This window comes from Mesorhizobium sp. M7A.F.Ca.CA.004.04.2.1 (assembly GCF_004022825.1).
Classification (GTDB): domain Bacteria; phylum Pseudomonadota; class Alphaproteobacteria; order Rhizobiales; family Rhizobiaceae; genus Mesorhizobium.
Genome location: NZ_RZPH01001114.1, coordinates 1 through 1,884, shown reverse-complemented (window position 1 = coordinate 1,884; position 1,884 = coordinate 1). Strand labels below are relative to the sequence as shown.

At 62.4% G+C, this 1,884-nt stretch carries 4 protein-coding genes; 1 reads left to right on the top strand and 3 read right to left on the bottom strand.

Annotation, left to right across the window (positions count from 1 at the left end; translation table 11 throughout):
• A partial coding sequence (locus EN893_RS31905; RefSeq protein ID WP_164901295.1) for a helix-turn-helix domain-containing protein occupies positions 1–140 on the bottom strand: 140 nt, incomplete at its 3' end.
• Between the two features lie 87 nt (positions 141–227).
• Between EN893_RS31905 and EN893_RS31900 the strand changes: the two genes are divergently transcribed.
• Positions 228–1,109 (top strand): crotonase/enoyl-CoA hydratase family protein, encoded by an 882-nt coding sequence (locus tag EN893_RS31900; protein ID WP_127270772.1) that lies wholly within the window; start codon positions 228–230, stop codon positions 1,107–1,109.
• Here EN893_RS31900 and EN893_RS31895 read toward each other — a convergent pair.
• Together EN893_RS31895 and EN893_RS31890 are read right to left on the bottom strand one after the other, a co-directional pair.
• A complete protein-coding gene (locus EN893_RS31895; RefSeq protein ID WP_127269122.1) occupies positions 1,070–1,378 on the bottom strand; it encodes a cupredoxin family copper-binding protein in 309 nt (102 codons plus the stop codon). The genes EN893_RS31900 and EN893_RS31895 overlap by 40 nt on opposite strands.
• Before the next feature lie 11 nt (positions 1,379–1,389).
• On the bottom strand, positions 1,390–1,884 hold a 495-nt coding region (locus tag EN893_RS31890; RefSeq protein WP_164901294.1), incomplete at its 5' end, for a DUF4142 domain-containing protein.

The following is a 1,884-nucleotide window of genomic DNA, read 5'->3' as shown; positions in this document are numbered from 1 at the left end:
TGGTAGTAGAGCGTGCGTTTGGTGAGACCCGCTTCCTCGGCGACGGCATCGACGCTGACGCGACCGATTCCTTCGGCATAGAAGAGCCTGGTCGCGGCATCGACAATACGTTTGCGTGTAGGACTTTGCGTGTCAGGCATGAGCTTAGGTATACCGACTAGTGAATATACACAAGCGGAAAGGGGCATAGTCTTCCGGTCATCAGCATGATGAAGAAGGAAGAGCCAATGACCGATCTTGTCCTCAAGGAACCCCGGGATGGGATTGCCATCCTCACCCTCAATCGGCCGGAGAAGCTCAACGCCTTGAACTATGCCCTGATCGATCGCCTGCTTGCGATCCTTGACGACATTGAAGTCGATGACAGCGTTCGTGCGGTCATTCTGACCGGTGCAGGGGAGCGGGCGTTTTCGGCCGGCGGCGACATTCATGAGTTCTCGGCCAGCGTGGCGCTCGGCGTCGATGTCGCGATGCGTGATTTCGTCATGCGCGGGCAACGGCTGACGGCGAGGCTGGAAGCGTTTCGCAAACCCGTCATCGCTGCCGTCAACGGCATTGCCTTTGGTGGCGGTTGCGAAATCACCGAGGCGGTGCCGCTGGCCATCGCCAGTGACCGCGCTTTGTTCGCCAAGCCGGAAATCAACCTCGCAATGCCGCCGACCTTCGGTGGAACCCAACGCCTGCCAAGGCTCGCCGGGCGCAAGCGGGCGCTGGAGTTGCTGTTGACCGGTGACTGGTTTGCGCCGCCGCGGGCGCTTGAGTTGGGTCTCGTCAACGAGGTTGTGCCGCATGCCGAATTGATGCCGGCCGCGATCGGCCTGGCCAGGCGTATCCTGCGACACTCCGATCTGGCGATTGCCGGCATCCTCACGGCAGTGGCCCGCGGCCTCAACCAGAGCATCGCCGAAGGTTTGCTGGTCGAGGCCGAGCAGTTCGCCCGCATGGCCCCGACCGCTGATCTGCGCGAAGGGCTGAATGCCTGGATGGCACGCCGCGAGCCGGGCTATGACGGCTCGTGGACGCATATCGCGCGTCCCGACGAGGCCAGGCGAGCCTCGTTGGCGCTGGATCAGGGCGCCACCACCAAACGGCCTTTCATGTTGGGGTGAAAGCGGCAGAAATAGTCGACCGGTCCCGCGGCCTTCAATGTCAGGCTTGCGGATTTCTTCGGCGGGATCATCACTTCCCAGCCGCCTTTCACGGTGGCCGTGTGGGCGAACACATCCTTGTTCACCCACTCGATCGTGTCGCCGACCTTGGCCTCGACGGTGGCTGGCGAGAACACCAGCCTGTCGATGATGACCTGGATGGTTTCCGCTCGCGCCGGAACGGTACCGACGGCCAGCGTCAACGCAATCCACAGATAGCGTTTCGGCATGCTCCCGGTCCTTACTTGAGCCTGCCGGCGACGTGCTCGGCGTGCTGCTCATGGCCCTGGAAAATCTTCAGGCCGGTTTCCAGCAGGCCCTTCAGGTCGGCATTCTGCGCCGACGGGATCAAAAGGGTTTCGAGCGCGCCGTTGACCTGCTTGTGGTAGGCGACCTCGTTATCGACATAGGCCTTGTCGAAGGCAGCGCCGTCGAGTTTGGCGAGCTTGGCCCGCTCCTCCGCCGCAGCTTTGGTCAGCGCCTGGCTGGTGGCGTTGTCTTCCGGCGTGACCTTGAGCTTCTTCACCAGATCGAGCGCCTGCACGTTCACGGCTTCGTGGTCGCGCACCATGTCGTTGGCGAAATCCACGACCTCCTTGGTCTTCGATTTTTCGATGGCCAGCTTGGCCGCTTCAACGTCGATGACCCCGGCCGTATAGGCGATGTGGGCGATCTGCGGATCGGTTGGCTTGTCGGCGGCTTGTGCGAACGGGGCGGTGCCGAGCAGCAGCAGGGC